Origin of the sequence: Salinibacterium sp., assembly GCF_031364185.1 — a bacterium.
In the GTDB taxonomy this organism is placed as follows: Bacteria; Actinomycetota; Actinomycetes; order Actinomycetales; family Microbacteriaceae; genus Rhodoglobus.
Map to the genome: position 1 here is coordinate 1 of NZ_JANLVV010000264.1, position 1060 is coordinate 1060.

The 1060-nt window shown below is 66.1% G+C and carries 1 protein-coding gene and 1 pseudogene; both read right to left on the reverse strand.

All coding sequences use genetic code 11. From position 1 onward, the window contains the following. A pseudogene (locus RMN95_RS11680) lies at positions 1-273 on the reverse strand (RNA degradosome polyphosphate kinase); the annotation flags it as partial. A 203-nt stretch (positions 274-476) separates the two neighbouring features. Further along, positions 477-1060: GNAT family N-acetyltransferase (locus tag RMN95_RS11685; RefSeq protein ID WP_309617084.1), on the reverse strand; the 584-nt coding region annotated here is incomplete at its 5' end.

Consider the following 1060-nt stretch of genomic DNA (forward strand, 5'->3'; position numbering starts at 1 on the left):
GCGGCGTTTGAGGCCGGCGACGCGCACCATGAAGAACTCGTCAAGATTGCTGGCGAAGATGGCCAGGAAGTTCGCGCGTTCCAGCAGTGGCAGGGCTGAGTCTTCGGCAAGCTCCAGCACCCGCTGGTTGAAGGCCAGCCAACTGAGCTCCCGGTCGAGGAAGCGGTCGGGCTCGAGGGTGCCGTCATCCACACTCGATGACTCTTCGAGGTCGTACTCGTCGAGCGAGTCTGTCGCGTCTGCGGCATCGGTGAGGCTGTTGGTGCTGTCCATGCGTTCATACTGCCACCCAGGCGTGAACGACTCGTTAATGTGGACGACTCGTGAACCCAGGCAGCCCGGGCTCGGGGCTGGGTCGGGGCTTGCCTCCGAGCAACGTATGGCACTCTGCCATACGTTGCTCAAACGCAGGTCGGCCTGCTGACTGCTTGCATATCATCGCGCGAACGTGTAGTTGACGGTAGCTACGGCCCGGCTCAGGCTTCGGCGGCCCAGCGGTATTGCACGTCGACGGAACGATTCGTGAAGCCGAAGCCGCGATAGAGGCGCAGCGCCGGGGCATTGTCCCCTTCCACATACAGGTGCGCGATGTGGATGCCACGGCTCCACAACCTCGCCATCCCAGCGTTCACGAGCCGGCGCCCAAGCCGCTCACCCTGCCGATCCGGGTCGACGCCGACCACGTAGAACTCGCCCTCGAGGGCTTCGTCGGCCGGGGCATCCACTTTCAGCCAGCAGAATCCGATGATGGTGGATCCGTCGCGCAGCACCAGGAGGTCGTCGGGGTCGAACCACGGCTCTGACATCGTCGTTTCGAGGTCGGCCAGCGTCATGCGACCCTGCTCAGGATGCCCCGCAAACGCTCGCGCATTCAACGACAGCAACCCCGCCGCCTCCTCCGGCAGCCGGATCGGGCCGATCTCACCGCCGAGCTGCGCCGAGAACGCCACTTCTGCTGCCTGGCCGCTTTCAGACCCAGCAAAAGTGGCGTTCTCGATGGCGGGCAGCGGCGCGGCGGGCAGCGGCGCGGCGGCCGGCGGCGCGGCGGGCAGCGGCGCGG